This window comes from Bradyrhizobium uaiense (assembly GCF_010811875.1).
GTDB lineage: Bacteria > Pseudomonadota > Alphaproteobacteria > Rhizobiales > Xanthobacteraceae > Bradyrhizobium > Bradyrhizobium uaiense.
Genome location: NZ_VKHP01000008.1, coordinates 1 through 23,137 on the forward strand (window position 1 = coordinate 1; position 23,137 = coordinate 23,137).

Sequence of the window (23,137 nt, forward strand, 5' to 3'; positions counted from 1 at the left end):
ACCTTGCTTCGGCAGGAACCAATATCGCAACTTTACACGCTTGTGTTGTATCAACGTCGCAGTTCCCGGTTGCAAGTTACTGTTGATTGAACCACAGTTCTTGAAAGCGGACGCGGTCTGATGCGCTTGCGCGGGACAAGCCCGGTGCCTCTTCCGCACTGGTGCAGCCATGCAGCGATCCAGCGCCGTCTTCATCACGGGTATTATCTACGCCTTGATCGGCCTGGTCCTCGCGGGCGGTGGCATCTGGCTCGCCGCACTGGGTGGCTCCATCGTCTACATCGTCATCGGCATCGGCATTCTCGCCACGGCTGCGCTGTTGCTGGCGCAGCGCCGTCAGGCGCTCTGGCTGTTTGCGATCGTGCTGGTCGGCACGCTGGCATGGGCCGTCTACGAAGTGAAATTCGACTGGTGGCCGCTCGCGGCGCGTGGCGACGTCATCTTCCCGATGGCGCTCTGGCTGTTGACGCCGGTGATCGTTCGCGGCCTTGTGCGAGACGCGCCGGTATCCTACGCGCGCGCGACGGCGCCGCTTTGGATCGGCGTGGTGGCGGCCGCAGTCGTCCTCATGGCCGGTCTGCTGTCGAGCAATCACGACATCAATGGCACGATTGCCGGCACCGGCGCGGCCGTGCAGCAAAGCGAAGCCGACCCGCAGCCGGATGGCGATTGGCGCGCGTACGGTCGCACGCAGTTCGGGCAGCGCTATTCGCCGCTGAAACAGATCACGCCCGACAATGTCGGCAAGCTCAAGGTCGCCTGGACCTTCCGCACCGGCGACGTGAAGACACCGGAGGATTCCGGCGAGACCACGTTCGAGGTCACCCCGATCAAGGTGCGCGACACCCTCTATCTGTGTTCGCAGCATCAGGTGCTGTTTGCGCTCGACGCCAAGACCGGCACCGAGCGCTGGCGATACGACCCCAAGCTCGTGCACAACAAGACGTTCCAGCACATGACCTGCCGCGGGGTCTCCTATCACGAAACCGCAACTGGTGCCGTCGATAGCACCGGCAATCCGGCGCCGGCCGAATGCCCGCGGCGGATCTTCCTGCCGGTCAATGACGGCCGCATGATCGCGCTCGATGCCGACAGCGGCAAGCCGTGCGAGGGCTTTGCCGATCACGGCATCCTCGACCTGCAGCAAGGGATGGCGATCAAGACCGCGGGCTTCTTCGAGCCGACGTCGCCGCCGGTCGTCAGTGACAAGATCCTGGTCGTTGCTGCCGCGGTGATCGACAATTATGCGGTCGAGGTGCCGTCCGGCGTGATCCGCGGCTTCGATGTCTACACCGGCAAACTGGTCTGGGCCTGGGACTCCGCTGCTGCGGACGAGAACGCGCTGCCGTCACCGACACGGCACTACACCAACGGCTCACCGAACTCCTGGATCACCGCCTCGTTCGATCCGAAATTGAATCTGGTCTACATCCCGACCGGCAACAACGGACCGGACATCTGGGGCGGCAATCGCGATGCGCTGGTCGAGCGCTATTCCAGCTCGATCGTCGCGCTGGACGTCGACACCGGCAAGCGTGCCTGGTCGTACCAGACCGTGCATCATGATCTCTGGGACATGGACGTTCCCTCGCAGCCGAGCCTGGTCGATGTCACGACGGCCAAGGGCGTCATTCCCGCGATCATCCAGCCGACCAAGGTGGGCAACATCTTCGTGCTCGACCGCAGGACCGGCGAATTGATCGTGCCGGCGCCGGAACGTCCGGTGCCGCAAGGGCCCGCACCGGGCGACCGCAGCGCGCCGACGCAGCCGTTTTCCGAACTGACATTCCGGCCCGAGGCGAAGCTGACCGGCGCCGACATGTGGGGCGGCACGATCTTCGACCAGCTGCTGTGCCGGATCATGTTCCACCGCTTGCGCTACGAGGGCACGTTCACGCCGCCGTCGTTGCAGGGCACGCTGGTCTTCCCCGGCAATCTCGGCATGTTCGAATGGGGCGGCATCGCCATCGATCCGGTCAGGCAGATCGCAATCGCCAACCCGATGTCGCTGCCGTTTGCATCGAGGCTCATTCCGCGCGGCCCGCAAAATCCTCCGGCGCCGACCGCCGAGAAGCCGGTCGGCAGCGAGGTCGGAACCCAGCCGATGTACGGCACGCCGTTCGGGGTGGATATTTCGAGCTTCCTCTCGCCGCTCTCCGTGCCGTGCTACCGGCCGCCATGGGGCTCGATGGCCGCCATCGATCTCAGGACGATGAAGATCGTCTGGCAGCATCCCAACGGCACGATCCGGGACACCACGCCGCTTCCGCTGCCGTTCAAGATGGGCGTGCCGATGCTGGGCGGGCCGATCACCACCGCCGGCGGCGTCGCGTTCTACACCGGGACCTATGAGTACACGATCCGCGCCTACGACGTGCGCGACGGCAAGGTGCTCTGGGAAGACCGCCTGCCCACCGGCGCCCAATCGACACCGATGAGCTACGAGGTCGATGGCAAGCAATATGTCGTCACCGCGGCCGGCGGCCACGGCTCGTTCGGCACCAAACGCGGCGACTACGTCATCGCCTACGCACTAGAGGACTGAGCCGCTTCATCGGGCCGTAATCTTTCTTCTCCTTCCCCCTGAAAGGGGAAAGGCCGGGATCGGGGGGCAGCCGCAGACGATGCATTCTGCGGAGAGAGCGGATCCCCACCCGCTTTGCTCTGACGATCAAAGCGACCTCCCCCTTTCCAAGGGGAGGTGGAACCGGCCCAACTCGGATATCGTCCGGAAGGGTTGGCAAGCCCGGCCAAAGCCGCTAAAGGTCCGCCCCCTTTCACATCATATTCCGAGCATGACATGTCGAGCGCCCCGCCCGCCGTCTCGATTGGCGTCGATTTTGGCACCAGCAACACCGTTGTCGCGCTGTCCGATGGCGACGGCCGCGTCGAGGCGATCCGCTTCGACCATGGCGGCCGCACGCATAGCGTCTATGTGTCTGCGCTGTGCTTCTGGGAGGAACGGCCCGGCGCCGGCCTGCATCCGCACGCCGAGGGTGGTCCGTGGGCGATCGAGCAGTTCCTAGAAGGGCGGACGATCCATCGCTTCATCCAGTCGTTCAAGACGTTTGCAGCGAGTTCGGCCTTCAACACCACCCAGATCTTTCGGCAGCGCTACAAGTTCGAGGATCTGCTGGCGGCGTTCCTGCGCACGCTGACGCGCCATGCCGGCGAAGGCTTCGATTTGGGCGCACCGACCATCATGGTCGGTCGCCCCGTGAAGTTTGCCGGCGGCAATCCCAATGACGAGCTCGCGATGCAGCGCTACCGGGCCGCGTTCGAGCGGCTCGGCGCCGGCCATGCGCGCTATGTCTATGAGCCGGTCGGCGCGGCGTTCTCCTTTGCACGCAGCCTCGACCACGACGCCACGGTGCTGGTCGCCGATTTCGGCGGCGGCACCAGCGACTTCTCCGTGATGCGCTTCTCGCGCAAGGGCGGCGTGCTGCGCGCCGAGCCGCTGGGACATGCCGGCATCGGCATCGCCGGCGATACCTTCGATTACCGCATCGTCGACCACATCGTCTCGCCGCGGCTCGGGAAGGGCACCAATTACCGCTCGTTCGACAAGGTGCTGCCGATCCCCAATCACTATTATTCGAGCCTCGCCCGCTGGCATCAGCTCGCGATGATGCGGGGCAATGGCGATCTGCGCGAATTGCAGCAGCTCGCGCGCACCGCGATTGACCCGGCACCGCTGAACGATTTCATCACCATCGTCGACCATGATCTCGGCTTCGCGCTCTACCGCGCCGTGTCCGACACCAAGGTCGCGCTGTCGAGCAACGATCGCGTCGAGTTCCGCTTTGCCCGCCAAGGCATCGATATCGGCGCGACCGTGACGCGCGACGATTTCGAATCCTGGATCGCCGACGACATCGAGCGGCTGGGCGCGACCGTCGACGAGGCGCTGGCTAAGTCCGGCATCACCGCGAGCGACGTGGAGAAGGTGTTTTTGACCGGCGGCACCTCGTTCGTGCCGGCGGTGCAACGCCTGTTCGCCGAGCGCTTCGGCGAAGCGCGGCTGACCTCGGCGGATCAATTCGAATCGATCGCCTACGGCCTCGCTCTAATCGGCCACACGGCCGATCCCGACCGCTGGACCTTCGCCGAAGCGGCCTGACGTTTGGCTTCGCGCCTTGATCCCGGCGCATTAGGCGATTACATCGATTCAATCATCAACGCCTGAGGATGCCGACGACCATGGATTTCACCCTGACAGCAATGCCCATCAGCCTTGCCCACGGGGATATCCATGCCAGCATCGATCGCGCTCTCCAATCTGACCCTGTCTGCGCCTGACGGTCGGGTTCTCCTTTCCAATATCGACTTCAATTTCACACCCGAACGCACCGGCCTTGTCGGCCGCAACGGCGTCGGCAAGACGACGCTGCTCGACCTGATCGCAGGCCGGCGCACGCCGCAATCCGGTGCGGTCTCGGTGCAGGGACGGATCGGGATGCTGCATCAGACGGTTCAGATGGCGCCGGACGAATGCGTCATCGACCTGTTCGATGCGCGCCACACGTTGGCCGCGTTGCGCCGTGCCGAACAGGGCCTTGCGGCCACTGAGGAGCTTGCGGATGTCGACTGGACGCTCGATACGCGCATCGCGGCCGCGCTCGCGCGCGTCGGACTGAACGACGTGCTCGACGCGCCGCTGGCGATGCTGTCAGGCGGACAGGCCACCCGGGCGCGCCTTGCGGCCCTCACCTTCGCTCAGCCTGATTTTCTGCTGCTGGACGAGCCCACCAACAATCTCGACCGCGCCGGACGCAAGGCTGTGATCGAATTGCTCGCGGACTGGCGGCATGGCGCGATCATCGTCAGCCACGACCGCGAGATGCTCGAGACCATGGATGCGATCGTCGAACTGACCTCGCTGGAAGCCCGGCGCTATGGCGGCAATTGGAGCCAGTACCGTGCGCGCAAGGCCATCGAGCTTTCGGCGGCGCGCCACGATCTGGCCGATGCCGAGAAGCGCGTCGCCGAGATCGACCGCAAGGCAAGGCAAACGACCGAACGGCAGGCGCGCAAGGATGGCGCCGGCGCGAAGAAAAGCGCCAAGGGCGACATGCCGCGCATCGCCGCCGGGCTGCGCAGGGATCGCAGCGAGGACACCGGAGGCGAGAAGGCCCGGCTCGCCGAGCGGCGGCGGACCCAGGCGCTCGAATTGGCCACCGCAGCGCGCCAGCGCATCGAGGTGCTGCAACCATTCTCGGTGCAATTGCCGTCGATACATCTGCCGGCGAGCAGGATGGTGCTGCGGATCGAGGCCGCCGATGCCGGCTACACCGCGGACGCGCCGATCCTGCGTGATCTCACCTTCTCCATTTCGGGCCCGGAGCGTGTTGCGATCACAGGCCCCAACGGCGCCGGCAAGACGACGCTGCTCAAGCTCGTCAGCGGCGGCCTGACCGCGGTCCGCGGCAGCGTCGAGGTGATGACCCGCTTTGCGATGTTCGATCAGGCGGTCAGCCTGCTCGATGCGTCAGCCTCGATCCTGGATAATTTCCGCCGCATCAATCCGGATGCCGGCGAGAACGCCTGCCGCGCGGCGCTGGCGCGCTTCATGTTTCGCGCCGATGCCGCCCTGCAAACCGTCGCGAGCCTCAGCGGCGGCCAGTTGCTTCGCGCCGGCCTCGCCTGCGTTCTCGGTGGCGTGAGGCCGCCGCCCCTGCTGATCCTCGACGAGCCGACCAATCACCTCGACATCGAATCCATGGAAGTGGTCGAGGCCGGGTTGCGGGCCTATGACGGCGCGCTGCTGGTCGTCAGCCACGATGAGACCTTCCTCGAGGCCATCGCGATCACGCGCAGGTTCGAGCTCGCTTCGTGGAGGTGATGCGGAGGGCCGGAGGAATTGCCTTCACGATCGACGTCTCGAACGACGAAGGTCAGTCGGGGAATGAACAGCCGAGCACGCGTCGCCTTGGGGCAGGTTGTAAGGCGCGGTGCTCGGCTGTCAGGCCGCGCGGCGGTGCGGCCATCCCCCGCCGGCCTCGCTCGTCCCCCTGAGCAAGGCCGTCGGAGCTCAACCTCGCCTGTTGCTAAATCCGCGCCGTCGAATGGAGTGCATTTCGCCAAAGGGCAAATGCGACGAAGCTTGCCAGCAGCAAAAAGCCGCCGCCGACCGCGATCAAGAAATACGCGAACGTCATCTTGGAACATCCCAATTGAGAAGCATCATGCGGCGCGATATGCGCCGCAACCTGGCAATCCAATGCATTTCAAAATTGATTTGCCCCGCCGGCCGCCGCCGGACAGCCCGAAAGGTGGCTGGCACTGCGCTCTGCGCACCCTTCGATTTCAGAGAGGTTGTGCAGCCACTCGGCTGTTGCCTCTCATCGTGCGGTTCGTCACGCCGCTCAATGACCATCAGGATAATCGATAAAACTTTACCGACAATCGAAAGGAAAAATTAAGGTTACCGGCGCAAGGCCGGCGCGCTGCCTGTCGCGGTCATCCTTCGGCAAGGGTCGAACGCGCCCGGCGGCCGCGGCTCCCGCCAAAATATCGAAAACAACCCCATGCACAGTAGCCCGCGGCGCCCGATCCGGCCTGAGCGGCGCTCATTGGAACAACATCCTCCGGACGAAAGTACGCAAACCATGTCACGTTTCGACGCGCTGCCTTGTCTTAGCTTCTGCAATCGCAGCAGCAGAGGACACCATGCAGAATATCGGAACCGGCCGCGGTAACACCCTGATCGCGATCGTCTATCATAGCGCCTACGGCCATACGCGGCGTCAGGCGGAGGCCGTTCGCTCCGGCGTTGAGGATGTCGACGGCGCGGAGGCGCTGCTGGTGCCTGTCGAGAGCGTGGACCAGAACTGGGATCGGCTGACAGGTGCGGAAGCCTTGATCTTCGGCACGCCGACCTACATGGGCGCCGCGTCGGCGGCCTTCAAAGCCTTTCAGGAAGCAACGTCGGGTGCCGTGATGTCCAAGGGCTACCTGTGGAAGGACAAGCTCGCGGCCGGCTTCACCAATTCGGGGGCGCATGCCGGCGACAAGCTCTCCACCTTGATCCAGCTTGCGCTGTTCGCCGCGCAACACGGGATGCATTGGGTCAATCTCGACCTGCCGCCGGGCAACAACTCCGCATCGGGATCGGACGCCGATCCAAACCGGCTGGGATTCTGGCTTGGTGCCGGCGCGCAATCGAACACCGACGAGGGTCCGGACACCGCGCCGCCTGACTCAGATCTCGCAACCGCGCGTCATTTGGGGCAGCGGGTGGCGAAGACCGCGCTGCAGTTTGCGCGTGGCCGCGACGCGGCCTCGGCAGCAGTTCGGGCTGCATCATGACAAATGCAGCTGAACCATCGGCAGCCGAAATCTTCGCCGAGCTGCGGCCGCGCCTGGTGCGCCTCGCCTACCGGATGCTGGGCTCGGTCGCCGATGCAGAGGATGTCGTGCACAGCGCCTGGGTGCGCTGGCTCGCCGCCGATCGCGAACAGGTACGCGATTCCCGGGCTCTCCTGCACACCATCGTCACGCGGCTATCCCTGAACGAATTGAAATCGGCGCGGCGCCGGCGAGCGGCCTATGTCGGACCGTGGCTCCCCGAACCCTTCTTCGACCCCGAGGAGGCGGAAGCGGCCGACGATCTCACCCTGCCGTTGATGATCGCGCTGGAACGCCTGTCGCCGTTGGAACGCGCGGCCTTTCTGCTGCATGACGTGTTCGGACTGGGCTTCGATGCCGTCTCCGAGACGATCGGCCGCGAAGCTGCGACCTGCCGTAAGCTTGCCAGCCGTGCCCGCGCGCATATCCACGATGCCAGGCCGCGGTTCGTCGTCGGCAATGAAGAAGGGCTGCGGCTCGCAAACGCCTTCTTCACGGCCACACGCACCGGCGACCTCGCCGCGTTGCGCGCGATGCTGGCCGAAGATGTCGTGGTCTATGCCGATGGCGGTGGCCAGGTCCCCGCGCCGACGCGCCCCCTGATCGGGCTGGACGCCGCGATGGAGCGCTTCGCGGGGCTCGCGCGCCTGTTCGCCGCGCATCCCTCCCGCTTGATCCGCTACGCAATCATCAACGGATTGCCGGGCTTCATCACGATCGAGGACGACCTCGTTCAAACGACCGCCTTGCATATCGAAAACGAACGGGTCGTCGCAGTCTACGTGACCCGCAATCCCGACAAGCTGCACAACGTCCCCGATGCGACGGGATGGCGGAACTGAGCGCGCCTTGCGAGACCGCATTGACGCGCAGGGAGCTCAGGCTCTCCCGCTCAACAACCTGGTGCCGGCTACGCTATTCTCGACATGACGGATCCAGCCGATCATCGACTTCGATCGTCGCCACCGCACCGTCCGCCTCGAACAGCCCAACCGCTCCAGACGGTGAAGTCGCGACGTCGAAGTCGAGCGGCCCGCAGGTAATCATGCAATAGTCGTAAACCGAGCGCTGATCGTTTCCCATCAGAAACTGATAATGGATCTGCATGAAGTTGAAGCGATGACGCTTGAAGCGGGCTGGACTTACCATTGAATGTATTTGGACGCGCCGAATCCTCGGGTGGTCACCTGAATGGTCTCGACTGACACGTTTCAGAGTGACGGGGTCGAAGCGATAGAAGCTGATTGCGTCATCTCGTGCCTGGTATTCGACCCAGTCTATCGCCGGCGTTCCGGCCACGAGCTGCGCCGCTTCCCGTATTTGGCCGCCCATCGGATGCAGCGAGAATTTAGGAATAGTGGCACCCACCGTGAGAATGCATAGCTTGGGCCCGCTCGTTTCGAGCGGAGGACCCGATTTCAGGGCGCGCGCCACCGCCGCAATTGTGAGCGCCGCGCCAAGGGAGTGGCCAACAATCAGAACTTCATCAACTTCTGCGGCCCGAACCGTTCTTGATATCAGGTTCGCAAAAGCGTCGAGCCGCTTATCAAGTTCGCTTTTCTGCCCGTAAAGAAATTGGTGGGAGAAAATGGCATCATCGAGAATGTGATTTATCCTGCGCTTTGGTCCGATCCAGAGCATCGCGCCGACGAAGACGGCAAGCGACAAGAAAAGTCCCAGCAGTAATTCCATCCAAAATGGAGCGTGTATGAGCCTGATCAACAGGTATGACAGCCCAACGCTGCAAAATGCGATCAATAGCAAACAGCAATATGGAAAGATGAAAAAGAGAGCGTACTTCCAGCTTGCGATCGCATACCTGAATATCGTTCCCGTTACGATGAAATCGAATAACGCTTTCAGGGATTGAGCGAGACGATGCACGAAGCCGACTTTCGAATCGCACCGGATGAGATCATCCCAGCGGAGCATTTCGAAGGTGACGTGAGTTTTCCAGTTCGGCCCCCATGCTTCCAGGCTGCACGAAGCACTGATTGCAGACGTGCTCGATATTTCCGACAGCCGTGAAGAAGCGCCCCAAATCTTTTGGAAGCTCGAGAGCGAGCGCCGCAAGCGTTCGACCTGCGCTTCGGGGGTGATTGGATCGTAACCACCAATGTGGAAAACGTGCCGCCGTCGAATCATCCAGCAACTCGAATTCTGGAAGGATATTGATCGGCGCTCATTCTGTAAAACGGAAATACTTGGACACTTTGGCGGCGCTCCTCGTTGACCGCAGTCCCTGATGAACCTGACATGGATGATGCGGATCTCGGCCTGTAAAATTACCACTTCGTCCGCGGGGTGACACTCGTTGAGTTTGGCTTTGAGCAAAAAAGTGCAGGGTGCCGGGAGTCATTGGCCGTGGAGGACCCTGACGGTCGCGACACGATCGCTTTCTTCGTGTGGCAAATCCGCGACAGTGAGCCAATTGCGCGCCTCAACGCGGTTTTCGAAGCCGTTCATGATTGTCACGATTCGTAAGTCTGATTTAATGCGGCTCGACTTAAGGTGGCGAAGGATTCCAACAATGAAGAGATTGCGTTACAGCATGGCGCTGATTTGCGCCGGCTTGACGATTTTTTTTGCAAGCAGTTTGCTTTTGAACAATGGGGCTCAGGCGAAGCCCGGAACGGCGGTGGCGCTTAGATCGACAAATTCGCCCGCTCGCCTGCATTCTTCTGCGGCGCATGCTTATCTATTCCGCGGACTGTTGAACGTCTTTTCGTTGGGCATGGACAGCCTTGCCGCCCAGCTGCAAGCGGCTGGCGTTGCCGCGGTTGTGGCAAATCACACCCAATGGCGAAGCGTCGCCGACGACATCATCGTGAGATATAGGGCAGGCCAACGCGGGCCTATCATCCTGGTGGGGCACTCTCTTGGCGCAGATGCCGTGATGTCGATGGCAGAGTACCTTGGCCAAATGGGCGTGCCCGTTGCGCTGGTTGTTCCATTCGACGGAACATCGTCGCATGTGGCATCGGCCAATGTCGGGCGCGTTCTGAATCTGTACAAGAGTGAAAGCGTTCGAATCGGTCGCGGACCCGGCTTCCGCGGTGAGCTGACCAACTATTATGTTCGTGATGTGAACGTCACCCACTTCAACATCGATAAAGACGCTGCGTTGCATAGCATGGTCATACGAAAGATCAGGGCAATCGGATCGGCTGTCGCGCGCCCACGAAAAAATCAGGGTCCTTCGAACCTCGTTTCACCTGCAGCCCAACCTTCGACCAACTCTTAGCATACCGCCCAAAAGACAGTTTGAAGTTGGTGTTGACGCAAGATGTGAGGCTTTAGGTCAGACCCCTGCAGGAGCCCGGTGTCGGTGTTGTTTGCTTTAGCACTTCAAGCCGGGAGAGGCAGTCGGTGACGCCATTTAGAAAACTCTCGATCGCGATCGCCATGTGTTGCGCGGCAACCGTGTGCGCAGCCTTCCCCAAGCCGATTCACATCGTGGCAGTCGGCGCAAGCAACACCCAAGGCTGGTACGTTGGGAAGCAAGGCGCTTACCCGGCCAAGCTGGAAGCCCTGCTGAGAGACAAGGGCGTCAATGCGACCGTCGCCAATGCCGGAGTTCCCTTTGACACCACCGCCGGCATGCTCAAGCGCATTGACAGCGATGTGCCGAAGGGAACCGACATCGTGATCTTGCAGCCTGGAGGCAACGATAGGCGCTTCCTTGTCACGAAGGAGCAGCGGGCGGCCAACATCGCGGCGATGGAGCGGCGGCTCCGTGAGCGCGCCATCAAGGTTATTTTGTACGACGAAGAGATACCTGCGCAGTACTATGCTTTCGACCTCATTCACCTCACGGACGCCGGGCATGCTTTCATTGCCGCGCAGTTGCTCCCGCGAGTGTTGGAGATAGACCGGAGAGCCACCGCGGCTTCGCCGCGCGCGCGATAGAAAAAGCCTTGCCATGCCGACTGGTCTGGCGTTGGCAATCCCGTCGGCCGGCTGGACACGGGAACGCGGAAGAATGTCTTCGTAGATGCCTTTCTCAACGGCCGCCATTTGAGACAGCTGAATGCGATCATAACGCTCGACCGCGTTGTGCTATCCGTCTCGAAAGGGCGAACCCGACAACGCATCCGCCCTGGATCCACCTGTCGGGCTGCCAACTAATCGGTGGAAACGACCCGCAAGCCCTGTATGATTACTTCATGCCGGTCTGTGGACCTGTTTTTGTCAGATCTCAGACGCTCGCCAAGGATGGTCCCTTTCGATGATCGGCAAAGATGGCGCGCCAGCGAAACAAGCGCGTGGTCCACGATGACGCCCGGTATTGCCAAGTTCGTGTTCGTGATGATGGCGGTCGGTTGGTATCTCATCCGCTACAGATACGCGCGTCGTTCTCGCCGTGAAAAGGTCGCAAGGAGCGCCCGAGGTACGCGCGAAAACACCCTGCTGCTGATATCGCTCACGGGTCTTGGCATTGTGCCGCTCGTCTACATCGCAACGACCATGCCTCATTTCGCCTCATACGCCTTCCGGCCGGCTCAAGCCTGGCTCGGTGTTTTCGTCGCGGTTGCGGCGCTGGTCATGTTCCGGCTGACCCATCGAGCTCTTGGTCGGAATTGGTCCGTCAGTCTTGACGTGCGGGAAAATCATCGCCTGATCACCGGCGGTATTTATCGGAGTGTTCGCCATCCGATGTATACCGCGTTCTGGCTTTGGGCTGTTGCCCAGGCATTGCTCCTGCCGAACTGGGTAGCTGGATTCGCTGGCCTGATCGGATTTGGAACCTTGTTTTTCGGGCGGATCGCCAAGGAAGAGCAGATGATGCTGGAAACCTTCGGCGACGAATATCGCGAGTATATGGCCCGGACCGGACGCATTTTACCGAGGCTGTTCTGAGCCGGTTACCGGCCACAAGACTACGCTCGCCGCCGATCTCGCATCCGGACACTCACGCAAGCAACAATCCCGTGCCGTTTTTGCCACACTCGGCAAGGAAACGACCGCGCAACCGCCAGTTTCGCTACAGCGTTAATTACGCCATCGCCGTTAGAGGGTAGGCTGTTCATGTTCACGCTATCCATCTCGGAGATCACGATGTTGAAGTTCCTGGTTGCTGGAGTTGCGACGTTCGGTTTTGTGGCTGCCGCCAGCGCGGCAGACCTTCCCCATCCGCAGCCGGTTACTGCTACGGCTCCGGTTGGCAAGATGCCGATCGGCAAGTACCCCGTCGGCAAGTACCCGGTCGGAAAAGCCCCTGCCCCGATCGTAACGAAGGGTTAGATCGAGGATCGCTCAGGCAGCGCACCCTTCAGTTTTGCTGAAGGGTCCTGCCTGGGGTTGGCTACCCTTGTGAGGGCTTGACCGTGCCAGAATCCAATCGGAAACGGAGCAGCTTGCGGCTGCTTGCAGGAATTGGTGTCGTCTTCGCTTCCGTGACTTTGGAAGCGGGCATCAGTCATGCGCAGCAACTGGCTGCGCAAACGGATCAAGCGCCACTGCAGCAGGACAAGCCGCGTAAGCCGTCGTCGAGGCAGGCTGTGGCAGCGGCCGTGGCTGGTCCAAACGGTCCCGCTTCCGAAGCAGCCGCGAAGCCGGCTCGAAGGTCTTCGGTCAAAGGGCCGTATTACGTCGACTTTCGTGCCCGCACGGCGGCGTCTTATGGGCATGCGTTTATCTGGTACGGCAAGACAAGCGAGAAGCAGGTCGAGGTCGCGGGGCTCCACCCGGCAGGCGATGTGCTGCCTTATGTGCTTGGACATCTTACCTGGGTGCCCTCCGAAACCGGAGCAAGCTACGGTGACCTTGACGAGCAGTATTTGACGGCCAGCTATCGCGTGTACTTGAGCGAGGCCGACGCGAAGAAGGTTTTCGCGTACATCAAGCACCTCCAGGCGACCTCACCTCTTTGGAATGCGGAAACGACCAATTGCACGGCCTTTATTGGTCGCATCGCCAACTTCATGGGTTTGAAGGCTCCATTCCACTTGTTGAAGCCTGAGGAATACGTGAACCAGTTGAGAGAGATCAACGGCGGCCGCCAAACGGCGCAGCTGGCCGCTTCGGATCAATAGTTTTCTCGCCAAGACTGTTCGAAACACCGAGACCCTGAGGCCGCGGCTGATCGCGGCTGCTTCAGAGGCCGCTGACGCCGAGCGCCAAGTCGAAAGGGCGCTTCGTTAAGCAGGCCTTTGGCTCGACGCGCCATCGCGATTGTCGCAAGCTTCTGCACGTCCGAGATTCGGGTTGCTGATTTCGTCGCTCGGTGGCTCCACGCTTGCCGTCACGTCGCGGCGTGGAAGGCTGACGCGCGGACACCTTGCGAACCCGGGCTACCGGTCGGATTGGAGCAGGGTCCGGATACCACAGCGAAGGATGGCGGAGAGGGGGGGATTCGAACCCCCGATAGGCTTGCACCTATGCCGCATTTCGAGTGCGGTACAATCAACCACTCTGCCACCTCTCCAGCGGCCCAGGTGATTTGCACCACCCGCGGTCGAGCGTGTTCTAGGCGAGGATGGCGGGCCAGACAAGGCGCTGCAATAATATTTCCATCACCGGCACCGCGCGCCACCGAAGCACCGGGACGGCGCAAGAAAGCGCGCGGAAACAAAGCGCTAGCGGGAAGGCTCTGGTTCGATCGGCGCGCGGGCGATCCAGAGACAGCAGGAGCGGACCATGGAGCATGTGACGATTCGAGCCAACGGTGCGGCGTTCCACGTCGCCCGGACCGGGAGCGGCAGGCCGCTGCTGCTGTTGCATGGCTGGCCGGAATTCTGGCTGACCTGGGAGCCGGTGATGGCGCGGCTGGCCGACCGCTACACCCTGATCGCGCCCGACCTGCGCGGCTTCGGCGACAGCGACAAGCCGCAAGGCGCATTTGGGCCCGACCAGCATACCGACGACATGCTCGCGCTACTGGACGCACTCGGCATCGACAAGGCCGGCGTGGTCGGCCACGACGTCGGCGGCGCGGTGATGCAGCCGCTCGCCCGCAAGGCGCCTGAGCGGATCGCCGGACTGTTTTTCTTCGATTTCGTCTATCCCGGCATCGGGGCGCGGATGGCCGCGCCGGACCGGCTCAACCACATCTGGTACCAGTCGTTCCACCAGATGGAGATGGCGCCCGCACTGGTCGGCGCCAACCGCGACAGCTGCCGCACCTACATCGGCCATTTCCTGCACAACTGGACCCACCGCAAGGCTGCGTTCGACGACGTGATCGAGGACTTCGCCGACAATTTCTTCAAGCCCGGCAACCTCGCCGGCGGCTTCGCGCATTACCGCGCGTCACACGCGGGGCGCGTGAAGATGATGCAGAACGAGGCGCCTGCGCTGCCGCCAATCGATGTGCCGACCTGCATCCGCTGGGCCGAGCACGACCCGTTGTTTCCTTACTCATGGACCGACCGGCTGGGCGAGACCTTCTCCAATCTGGACCTGAAGATGTTTCCCGATGTCGGGCATTTCGCGCATCGCGAGGACCCCGACCGCGCAGCCGCCGAGATCGGAGGTTTCTTCGAGCGAATCAATTGGAAGTAGAAAGTGGTGGGACCGCCAGGACGCGACAAAAACTGGCGGTCCCGTGCCGCTTTTCAGTATTGCTGGCCGGGAAGTGCGGCTTCGCCGGTCGGCGGGAGCGACACGGCTCACGGTAGCGGCCGGTGCCGAAACGGCAACGCGAAGCCGATCTTAACCTAACCGATCAACCTTACCGCGCGATCGGTCTGCGACATTCCAACCTCCCCTTGAAGGGGAGGTCGCTTTGCTCGCCAGAGCAAAGCGGGTGGGGATCAGCTCTCTCCGTAAACAGCATCGCCTGCGGCAGACCCCCATCCCGACCTTCCCCCTTTCAGGGGGAAGGAGAAGGCAGACCGTAGCCCGGATGGAGCGCGCGCGATCGCCGAATCCCGACCGCTCAGGCGTCGGCTTTCCTGGCTTTCCTGGCCTTTTTCCCGTTCTTGTCGCCGTCGTCGTCCCTGTCCTTCTTCTCGGCCTTCTCGTCCTTGCCGTTGTCTTTCTTGCGATTGGTGTAGCGGGCATTGCCGAGCCCGGTTCCGATGGTCAGCACGCCCCAGCGCGCGACGTCCTGCATGAACGGGACCTCGGCCAGCCCCTGCGCCACGCCGTCATTGTGCATCACGATCGCCGTGTCATGATCGCCGATCTGCGGGATCGCCTCGACCAGGCTCGCCGGCAGGTTGAATTTGCTGCTCTCCCAATTGCCGGGCAGGTTCTGCGCGCCCTTTTCAATCCCGCCGTCCTCCTTGATGACGCCGGGACAGGCGATGCCGATGAACGGCGCAAGCTTGAGGTTCTCCTTCTCGGCAGCAGCGATCAGATCCTTCAGCATCTTCACCAGCCGCTTCACCGCGCCCTCGCGAGTCGGCTCGTCGTCGGCATGGCGCCACAGCTCCGATTTCCAGACCGTCGCCTTGGAAAGATCGGGCGCCTTCTTCCAGCGCGTCTCGACGACGCCGCAGCGGATATTGGTGCCGCCGATGTCGACCGCGAGCACGCCGTCATGAGCCTCGAAGATCCACGACGGCGCCAGATGCAGTGTGCCGATCAGCCCGGCATCATCGGGATGAAATCGGATCGGCACCATGTCGACCTTGAAATCCTCCGACTTCAGGATGATGTCGGTGCGCGCGATCGCGAGCTCGCCGAGCCTGGAGTCGCGAAAGCCGCCGCCGACGACGATGCGCTCGGTTTTGGCCCAGGCCTTGGTGTTGAGGAAGCGCCGCGTCACATAGGCGAGCTCCTGGGCGAACTCCTCGATCGCGCTGTGCACCACCGCGGAGGCCTCGGTGTCGTCGCCGACCAGCATCTCATCGAGCTTCTTCTTGCTGATCTTGTCGGACGGCTCGTCGCCGAACGGGTCCTCGCCGGATTTGCGCAGCGGCTTGCGCCAGCGGTCGAAGATCTTGCGGAACGCGCCCTTGGAGGCGCGATCGCCGAGAAAGCCCTCGTCGTCCTTCAGCTCGATGTTGAAGCTGTCGATATCGACCGACGGCAGCCGCGCGGCACCGTGGTGCGCGATGCCCGTGGTCAGTGCAGTGTCTTCAGCCATTCGCCCGTGCCTGCCCGCTTGAGGTTCCCAGCATTAACGAAGCGGAACTCAAATGGTTGCGTCCCGCGCTGCGGCGCTTCGGCCGGCACGGGACGCAATTTCGCAAAGACCTCAGAATGGTCAGGCGGCCTTCACCCCGTAACGCGCCGCAGGCGCACTGCGCGACAGGTTCGGCATCAGCTTCTGGCGGGCCGCCTCATAGGCCTGCCAATCGGCGGCCTCCGGCAGCGACGGCACGGTGAAGATTTCGCCCTGGTCGAAGCCGGCGAGCGCCGCATCGACCATGTCCTCGGCCTTCATCACGATCTCGCCCGGAAGATGCTCGACCGGCGTACCCGCGATGCCCCAGAACTCGGTGGCGGTGGCGCCGGGCAACACGGCCTGGACCCGGATGTTCTTGTCCTTCAGCTCGTGCTGCAGCGAGTGGGTCAACGCCAGCACGAAAGCCTTGCTGCCGCCATAGACACCGTTGAGCAGCTCCGGCTGGACGCCGACGACCGAGGCGATGTTGATGATGGCGCCGCCGCCGCGCGCGACCAATCCCGGCACCGCCGCATAGGTCAGGCGCATCAGCGCGTCGACATTGAGCGCAATCATGTCGCTCATCTTGTCGACATCGGATGCGAGCAGCGGTGCCGTCGCACCGACGCCGGCGTTGTTCACCAGCACGTTGATATTGGCATTGCTGCGCAGAATGGACTCGATCCGCGAAACGTCGGCGCGCTTGGTGAGGTCGGCGGCGACGATCTCGATCGATCGACCCGTCTCCGTCGACAGACGCTTGGCGAGCCCATCGAGGCGCTCACGGTTGCGTGCGACGAGGATCAGATCGTAGCCACGCCGTGCGAGCCGGTCCGCATAGATGGCACCGATTCCGGATGACGCACCGGTCACGAGCGCCGTTCCTTTGGCTGACTTGGTCATGTTGGTCTCCTGTTTGACCCAAACGGCCGGTTTTGGCCGCTGCTCAGGTTTTACCGACCCCCTTGTATGTCTCAAATGTCATATATACACCTTTTTAGGACACAGATTGCCGCCGGAGGGTTCCATGAAGGAGATCGGCTTCGTCATTTTCCCGGATTTCCAGGTGATGGGCTTCACCGCCATCACCGCCTTCGAGGTCGCCAATCTGATTGCGGGCGCGCCCTTCTATGAGGTCACGCTGCTGTCGGAGAATGGCGGTCCGGTGCGGTCATCCGCCGGCTTCAATGTCGAAACCGAAGCCTTCGGCGAGCGCAGCTTCGACACGCTGTTCATCGGCGCCGGCCACGAGCTGCATCCGGCGTCGCCGAAGTTGATCGGCTATATCCGCCGCGCCATGACGGCATCGCAGCGGATCGCTGCGCCCTGCATCGGTGCCTTCTCGCTGGCCGAAGCCGGCCTGCTCGATGGCCGCCGCGTGTCGACGCACTGGCAATTCGCCGCCGAATTGCAGGCCCGATTTCCCGGGCTCAAGGTCGAGCAGGACCGCATCTACATCATCGACGGACCGATCTGGACCTCGGCCGGCATGACCGCGACGATCGACCTTGCGCTGGCGATGGTCGAGCATGATCTCGGCGTCGAGGTCGCACGGTCGGTGGCGCGCAAGCTCGTGGTCTATCACCGCCGCACCGGCGGCCAGTCGCAGTTTTCCGCGCTGCTCGAACTCGCTCCGAAATCCGACCGCGTCCAGAACGCGCTCAACTACGCCAAGGCGCATCTGCGCAACGAGCTGTCGGTGGAGGAATTGGCCGAGGTGGCACGGCTCAGCCCGCGCCAGTTCAGCCGCGCCTTCCGCGCCGAGACCGGCCAGTCGCCCGCCAAGGCGATCGAGCAGCTCCGGGTCGAGGCCGCCCGCGAACTGATCGGCGACGGCCGCCATTCGATGGACGAAATTGCCGGCGAGACCGGCTTTGCCGACCGCGAACGGATGCGGCGGGCGTTCCTGCGGGTGCTGGGGCAGCCGCCGCAGGCCATCCGCCGCCACGCCCGGGCCGCGGCGCAGACCGCGGCCTGAACCGTCAATCCGGGCCAAAATCGCGCCAAACCCTTCATCTTTGGCCGGTTTTTGCCCTGCTTTACCTTGACTCCCCGTCGATTGCGGCTATAAGTCCGCCCATCCGGCGCGGGGATTTCTCGCGCCGATTGTTTTTGTGCGAACCATTTGGGAATTCATTCCCTTCGCGCGAAACACATAACCCATAGCGACTGAACAAAAAGCCGACCCGGACCATCGGTCCGAGGCCGGAACCGAACACGAAGGAATCAAACGATGTTCGCAGTCATCAAAACCGGCGGCCGGCAATACCGTGTCGTTCCGAATGATGTACTCGAGATAGGCAAGATCGCCGGCGATGTCGGCACGATCGTGCAGCTTGGCGAAGTTCTGGTGCTCGGCGGTGACACGCCGGTGCTGGGGACGCCTACCGTCGCAGGCGCGACCGTTGCAGCCGAAGTGCTGCAGCACAAGCGCGGCGCCAAGGTGATCGCGTTCAAGAAGCGTCGCCGCAAGAATTCACGCCGCAAGCGCGGTTATCGCGACGAGCTCACGGTGCTTCGCATCACCGAGATCCTCGCCGATAACGCCAAGCCGACCATCGGCCCGCGGCCGAAGAAGGAAAAGGTCGCAGCGCCCGCCGAGGATGGCGAGGACGCAGCACCGAAGGCGGCCAAGAAGAAGGCGCCCGCAAAGGCGCCGACCGCGAAAAAGGCTCCGGCCAAGAAGGCCGCGGCCAAGGCTTAAGAAGAAGTGATCGTCGCGCTTTCAGATTTGAAGCGTGACAAAACGTGAAATGATTCCGTCAAGGAATTGATCTAGAGATCAAAGCGAAGTCGGAGACGAGCTATGGCTCATAAAAAAGCAGGCGGTTCATCGCGCAACGGACGTGATTCCAAGGGCAAGCGCCTTGGCATCAAGGCGTTCGGTGGCGAGCGCGTGATCCCCGGAAACATCATTGCGCGTCAGCGCGGCACCACCTGGCATCCTGGCCTTAATGTCGGCATGGGCACCGATCATACTCTCTTCGCCAAGGTCGAGGGTCATGTCGAGTTCCGTGCCAAAGCCAATGGCCGCACATTCGTATCGGTTATTCCGATGGCGCAGGCGGCCGAATAGACGGTGGACACACATGAGTCCGCCGGGTCCTGTTGAACCGGCGGAGTCGCAAAGGGCTCCGAGGGGAGGCGGGATAACCGGCCTCCCCTTTTTGTTGCGCGCGATCCGGTTCGACCGCGCGTGACGTTCCAAGCGTTGCGTACCGATTGTCGCATCACAGGAGCTCGACATGTTGCAGGACATCCCGACGCCGACCTTGCGCGAGGCAAGAGCTTGCGTCCTCGAGACCGAACGGCTGACATTGCGCAAGCCGACGCTCGCGGACGTAAAAGCAATCGCACGCCTCGCCAATGACCGCCGCATCGCGGAGAACACCCGCCGCCTGCCGCATCCCTATACCCAGGACGACGCCATCGACTTCGTGCGCGCGCTCGGCGCCGGCGGACGCGAGACCGTTTTCCTGATCGAGAACAACCACACGCCGATCGGCATGGTCGGCATCGACTGGCGCGAGGAGACATCGGCCGAGCTCGGCTACTGGCTCGGCGTCGACCATTGGGGCCAGGGCTTCGGCACCGAGGCCGCACGCGCGGTGATCGATTATTTCTTCGAGGAATTCGATCTCGACCAGCTGATCTCGGGCGCCCGCGTGGTCAATCCGTCGTCGCGCAACATCCTCGAGAAGTGCGGCTTCCAGTGGGGCGGCGTCGAGCTGCACCGCTTCGAGGCGCTGGGCTCCTCGAGCCCGGTCGACTGCTTCCGGCTGTCGCGCAGCGTCTGGACCTCGCTGAAGAGCTGGAACAACTCGGTCCGGCGGGAGAGCTAGCTGGTCTAACGGTGTCGTCCCGGCGAAGGCCGGGACCCATACGCCGTGGCATCTCAATAAGGCAATCTGGCAGACACCTCGCTAGAACAACTACCAGCTGGGGTAATGGGTCCCGGCCTGCGCCGGGACGACAGCGATGGTCACGCCGGTGGATTCACCGCGGAGTCCGTGAGCCCGAGCTGCTGCTCGCGCACGAAGATGTAGAGGCCGGCCGCGATGATGATCGCGGCGCCGATGATCGTGGCCCAGGACGGCACGTCGCCGAACACCACGAAGCCGAAGATCACCGCCCAGACGATCATCGAATATTGATACGGCACCACCACGCTCGCCGGCGCGAGCTTCAGCGAACGGTTCACGCAGAGCAGCGCCGCGACCGAGATGATGCCGGCGGTGAAGAACAGCACGAGGCTGCCCGGGGTTGGCGTCACCCAGCCGATCGGCGAGAGCACGAGACCCAGGATGAACGTGCCGCCGAATTGCGACGTCGCCAGCACGATATCGGGCGTCGCGCGCAGCGATCGGGTGATCAGCATCAGCACGGCAAACGACAGGCTGCCGCCGAGCGCGATCATCGCCGGCCAGCTGATGGTCTGCGCGGATGGCCTGAGCGCGATCAGCACCCCGCAGAAGCCGACCAGGATCGCGGTCCAGCGCCGCCAGCCGATATGCTCGCCGAGCACGAGGCCCGACATCGCGGTGACGAAGATCGGCCCCGCGAGATAGTAGGTGATGACGTCGGCGAGCGGTAGATAGACGGTCGCGAGGAAGAAGGCCGCAACCTCCAGCGTCGAGAGCGTGACGCGCAGCAATTGCATCCACGGACGCTCCAGATGCAGGAAATCCGCACGCCGCTTCCACACGATCGGCAGCAGCACGAGCAGCGCCGCGCAGGCGCGCAGCCACAGCAATTGCCCGACCGAATAGGTGGCGACGATGAATTTGCCCATCGCGTCGCCGAATGAGAACATGAAGATCGACAGCAGCATCAAGCCGATGCCGGCGAGCCGCGCCGATCGATCGTCGTAGGAGGACAGTTTTGCGAACAGGCTCATCGTTGTCTTGTTGTCGCCGCCTCTGAGTCGGGCAGGTCCGAACGCCGGTTTTACCGAGGTGGCCGAGCAGGACAACCCCGGCGCGGGCATATCGAACCAATTGCCGCAGTGCCGCAGCTGCGCTACGGCTGGGCCACTTCAAAAAACAGAGCAGGAAACGCCGCATGAGCGACTTCGACCCCACCCAGCATCGCATGGTCACCGCGCAGCGCTGGTTCGAGGATTTCGTGCTCGGCGAGCGCTTCGTAATTCCGAGCCGGACCCAGACCTCGGCGGTTTTCGCGGCGTTCCAGACCGCTAGCGGCGACACCCATCCGATCCATTACGACGTCGAATATTGCCGCACCCGCGGCATGCCTGACCTCCTTGCGCACGGCTTCCAGACCCTGGTGCATACCGCGCCCGGGGCGGGGCTGTTTCCCTATGTCGTCGAGGAGTCGCTGGTCGGCTTCCTGGAACAATCGAGCAAGTTCCTGAAGCCGGTCTATGCCGGCGATACCATCTACCCCGCGCTGGAGGTGATCGAGCTGTCGCCGGGCAAGACCACCGGCGTCGTGACCTTGCGCTCCACCGTGCACAACCAGCGCCGCGAGCTGGTGCTGGAGGGGTTGCAGAAATTCCTGGTCCGGAGGCGGCCTGCGTAGCCGCGAGGGCCGTAAAAAGGCCCGAAAATTAAGGCTTTTCGCTGAAGTCAGGGCCTTTCCGGGTTGCCGCCGCGGCCCCCCTGCCCTAACTAGTGAAAATCATGAAATTCCTCGATGAAGCCAAGGTCTATATTCGCTCGGGCGACGGCGGCAACGGCTGCGTCGCGTTCCGGCGCGAGAAGTTCATCGAGTTCGGCGGTCCGTCCGGCGGCAATGGCGGCCGCGGCGGCGACGTCATCATCGAGTCCGTCGACGGACTGAACACGCTGATCGACTACCGCTACCAGCAGCACTTCAAGGCGCAGAAGGGCACCAATGGCATGGGCAAGGACCGCCATGGCGCCAACGGCAAGCCGATCGTGCTGAAGGTGCCGGTCGGCACCCAGGTGTTCGACGAGGACCGCGAGACCCTGCTGCACGATTTCACCGAGCTCGGCGAGAAATTCGTGCTGGCTGAAGGCGGCAATGGCGGCTTCGGCAACGCGCATTTCAAATCCTCCACCAACCGCGCGCCGCGCAACGCCAATCCCGGCGCGCCGGGCGAAGAGCGCTGGATCTGGCTGCGGCTGAAGCTGATCGCCGACGCCGGCCTCGTCGGCCTGCCCAATGCCGGCAAATCGACCTTCCTCTCGGTGGTCAGCGCGGCGCGGCCGAAGATCGCCGACTATCCGTTCACCACGCTGCATCCGCAGCTCGGCGTCGTGAATTACGGCGGCCGCGAATTCGTACTCGCCGACATTCCGGGCCTGATCGAAGGCGCGCATGAAGGCGCCGGCCTCGGCGACCGCTTCCTCGGCCATGTCGAGCGCTGCCGCGTGCTGCTGCATCTGGTCGACGCGACCTGCGAGCATGCCGGCAAGGCCTACAAGACGGTGCGCACCGAGCTTGAAGCCTATGAAGGCCAGCTTGCCGACAAGATCGAGATCGTCGCGCTCAACAAGATCGACGCCGTCGCACCCGACGAGCTGAAGAAGCAGAAGGACCGCCTCAAGCGGGCGGCGAAGAAGACGCCGCTGCTGCTCTCAGGCGCGACCGGCGAAGGCGTGCAGGATGCGCTGCGTGCACTGGTCGAGGTGATCGGCGAGGCACCGGTGTCCAACAAGGCCAAGGGCGGCCAGGCCGAGCCGTGGGCGACGCCGCTGCCGCAGGGTTGAGCGGCAACCAGACTTCCCATGCCACCTCGTGGCGCCTCTT

General features: G+C 63.0%; 21 protein-coding genes and 1 tRNA gene. 17 read left to right on the top strand and 5 right to left on the bottom strand.

Annotation, left to right across the window (positions count from 1 at the left end; translation table 11 throughout):
* Nucleotides 1-169: 169 nt before the first annotated feature.
* From FNJ47_RS03640 to FNJ47_RS03660, 5 genes are all read left to right on the top strand, one after another.
* Nucleotides 170-2,545: a glucose/quinate/shikimate family membrane-bound PQQ-dependent dehydrogenase gene (locus FNJ47_RS03640; RefSeq protein ID WP_163150704.1), complete on the top strand. Its 2,376-nt coding sequence runs from the start codon at nt 170-172 to the stop codon at nt 2,543-2,545.
* Between the two features lie 255 nt (nt 2,546-2,800).
* Nucleotides 2,801-4,120: an Hsp70 family protein gene (locus FNJ47_RS03645; RefSeq protein WP_163150706.1), complete on the top strand. Its 1,320-nt coding sequence runs from the start codon at nt 2,801-2,803 to the stop codon at nt 4,118-4,120.
* Between the two features lie 132 nt (nt 4,121-4,252).
* Nucleotides 4,253-5,842 (top strand): ABC-F family ATP-binding cassette domain-containing protein, encoded by a 1,590-nt coding sequence (locus FNJ47_RS03650; RefSeq protein ID WP_163150708.1) that lies wholly within the window; start codon nt 4,253-4,255, stop codon nt 5,840-5,842.
* Between the two features lie 827 nt (nt 5,843-6,669).
* Entirely contained in the window at nt 6,670-7,308 is a 639-nt protein-coding gene (locus tag FNJ47_RS03655; RefSeq protein ID WP_163150710.1) for a flavodoxin family protein, read from the top strand.
* Nucleotides 7,305-8,189 (top strand): sigma-70 family RNA polymerase sigma factor, encoded by an 885-nt coding sequence (locus tag FNJ47_RS03660; RefSeq protein ID WP_163150712.1) that lies wholly within the window; start codon nt 7,305-7,307, stop codon nt 8,187-8,189. Before FNJ47_RS03655 ends, FNJ47_RS03660 begins: the two co-directional genes overlap by 4 nt.
* A 73-nt stretch (nt 8,190-8,262) precedes the next feature.
* Here the strand turns inward: FNJ47_RS03660 and FNJ47_RS03665 are convergent, their stop codons facing one another.
* Entirely contained in the window at nt 8,263-9,492 is a 1,230-nt protein-coding gene (locus FNJ47_RS03665) for an alpha/beta hydrolase (RefSeq protein WP_163150714.1), read from the bottom strand.
* A 385-nt stretch (nt 9,493-9,877) separates the two neighbouring features.
* On the opposite strand from FNJ47_RS03665, the gene FNJ47_RS03670 reads away from it, so the two are divergent.
* From FNJ47_RS03670 to FNJ47_RS03690, 5 genes are all read left to right on the top strand, one after another.
* The gene (locus FNJ47_RS03670; RefSeq protein ID WP_163150716.1) at nt 9,878-10,591 is read left to right on the top strand and encodes a hypothetical protein; all 714 of its coding nucleotides are present in this window, start codon (nt 9,878-9,880) and stop codon (nt 10,589-10,591) included.
* Between the two features lie 125 nt (nt 10,592-10,716).
* Nucleotides 10,717-11,256, top strand: coding sequence for an SGNH/GDSL hydrolase family protein (locus tag FNJ47_RS03675; RefSeq protein ID WP_347341606.1), 540 nt, complete (start codon nt 10,717-10,719; stop codon nt 11,254-11,256).
* A 366-nt stretch (nt 11,257-11,622) separates the two neighbouring features.
* Nucleotides 11,623-12,207, top strand: a complete 585-nt coding sequence (locus FNJ47_RS03680; protein ID WP_163150718.1) for a protein-S-isoprenylcysteine O-methyltransferase — start codon at nt 11,623-11,625, stop codon at nt 12,205-12,207.
* 198 nt (nt 12,208-12,405) lie between these two features.
* Nucleotides 12,406-12,591 (top strand): hypothetical protein, encoded by a 186-nt coding sequence (locus FNJ47_RS03685; protein WP_163150720.1) that lies wholly within the window; start codon nt 12,406-12,408, stop codon nt 12,589-12,591.
* Between the two features lie 113 nt (nt 12,592-12,704).
* A complete protein-coding gene (locus tag FNJ47_RS03690) occupies nt 12,705-13,382 on the top strand; it encodes a hypothetical protein (protein WP_163150722.1) in 678 nt (225 codons plus the stop codon).
* Nucleotides 13,383-13,684: 302 nt separating this feature from the next.
* On the opposite strand, the gene FNJ47_RS03695 is transcribed toward FNJ47_RS03690, so the two are convergent.
* Nucleotides 13,685-13,774 (bottom strand) — tRNA-Ser (locus FNJ47_RS03695).
* Nucleotides 13,775-13,986: 212 nt separating this feature from the next.
* On the opposite strand from FNJ47_RS03695, the gene FNJ47_RS03700 reads away from it, so the two are divergent.
* Nucleotides 13,987-14,850: an alpha/beta fold hydrolase gene (locus FNJ47_RS03700; protein WP_163150724.1), complete on the top strand. Its 864-nt coding sequence runs from the start codon at nt 13,987-13,989 to the stop codon at nt 14,848-14,850.
* 376 nt (nt 14,851-15,226) lie between these two features.
* Here the strand turns inward: FNJ47_RS03700 and FNJ47_RS03705 are convergent, their stop codons facing one another.
* A complete protein-coding gene (locus tag FNJ47_RS03705) occupies nt 15,227-16,381 on the bottom strand; it encodes an ROK family protein (protein ID WP_163150726.1) in 1,155 nt (384 codons plus the stop codon).
* A 120-nt stretch (nt 16,382-16,501) separates the two neighbouring features.
* Nucleotides 16,502-17,305 (bottom strand): SDR family NAD(P)-dependent oxidoreductase, encoded by an 804-nt coding sequence (locus tag FNJ47_RS03710; RefSeq protein WP_163150728.1) that lies wholly within the window; start codon nt 17,303-17,305, stop codon nt 16,502-16,504.
* Between the two features lie 124 nt (nt 17,306-17,429).
* Here FNJ47_RS03710 and FNJ47_RS03715 point away from each other — a divergent pair, with 124 nt between their 5' ends.
* From FNJ47_RS03715 to FNJ47_RS03730, 4 genes are all read left to right on the top strand, one after another.
* Complete coding sequence (locus FNJ47_RS03715; protein WP_163150730.1) at nt 17,430-18,380, top strand: GlxA family transcriptional regulator; 951 nt, start codon at nt 17,430-17,432, stop codon at nt 18,378-18,380.
* A 255-nt stretch (nt 18,381-18,635) separates the two neighbouring features.
* Complete coding sequence (gene rplU, locus FNJ47_RS03720) at nt 18,636-19,106, top strand: 50S ribosomal protein L21 (protein ID WP_163150733.1); 471 nt, start codon at nt 18,636-18,638, stop codon at nt 19,104-19,106.
* A 102-nt stretch (nt 19,107-19,208) separates the two neighbouring features.
* Nucleotides 19,209-19,478, top strand: coding sequence for a 50S ribosomal protein L27 (rpmA, locus tag FNJ47_RS03725; RefSeq protein WP_021080922.1), 270 nt, complete (start codon nt 19,209-19,211; stop codon nt 19,476-19,478).
* 169 nt (nt 19,479-19,647) lie between these two features.
* Nucleotides 19,648-20,244 carry a GNAT family N-acetyltransferase gene (locus FNJ47_RS03730; RefSeq protein WP_163150735.1) on the top strand — a complete coding sequence of 199 codons (597 nt, stop codon included), beginning with the start codon at nt 19,648-19,650 and terminating at the stop codon, nt 20,242-20,244.
* Between the two features lie 140 nt (nt 20,245-20,384).
* On the opposite strand, the gene FNJ47_RS03735 is transcribed toward FNJ47_RS03730, so the two are convergent.
* Nucleotides 20,385-21,299, bottom strand: a complete 915-nt coding sequence (locus FNJ47_RS03735) for a DMT family transporter (RefSeq protein ID WP_163150737.1) — start codon at nt 21,297-21,299, stop codon at nt 20,385-20,387.
* Between the two features lie 164 nt (nt 21,300-21,463).
* Between FNJ47_RS03735 and FNJ47_RS03740 the strand changes: the two genes are divergently transcribed.
* Entirely contained in the window at nt 21,464-21,943 is a 480-nt protein-coding gene (locus FNJ47_RS03740) for a MaoC family dehydratase (protein WP_163150739.1), read from the top strand.
* A gap of 101 nt (nt 21,944-22,044) precedes the next feature.
* Nucleotides 22,045-23,097, top strand: a complete 1,053-nt coding sequence (gene obgE, locus FNJ47_RS03745; protein WP_163150741.1) for a GTPase ObgE — start codon at nt 22,045-22,047, stop codon at nt 23,095-23,097.
* The last annotated feature ends 40 nt before the right edge of the window (nt 23,098-23,137 follow it).